The organism is Bacillus cereus group sp. BfR-BA-01350 (assembly GCF_022663775.1).
In the GTDB taxonomy this organism is placed as follows: Bacteria; Bacillota; Bacilli; order Bacillales; family Bacillaceae_G; genus Bacillus_A; species Bacillus_A paranthracis.
In genome coordinates this window covers 1-223 of the sequence record NZ_JAKUGD010000062.1, presented here as the reverse complement: position 1 = coordinate 223, position 223 = coordinate 1, and the positions used below count along the sequence as shown (strand labels likewise).

The following is a 223-nucleotide window of genomic DNA, read 5'->3' as shown; positions in this document are numbered from 1 at the left end:
CTCCTTCGGGAGCAGAGTGACAGGTGGTGCATGGTTGTCGTCAGCTCGTGTCGTGAGATGTTGGGTTAAGTCCCGCAACGAGCGCAACCCTTGATCTTAGTTGCCATCATTAAGTTGGGCACTCTAAGGTGACTGCCGGTGACAAACCGGAGGAAGGTGGGGATGACGTCAAATCATCATGCCCCTTATGACCTGGGCTACACACGTGCTACAATGGACGGTA

1 rRNA gene is annotated in these 223 nt (G+C 53.8%); it reads left to right on the top strand.

Annotated elements, in window-relative coordinates:
- A 16S ribosomal RNA gene (locus tag MR147_RS26975) occupies positions 1–223 on the top strand; the annotation flags it as partial.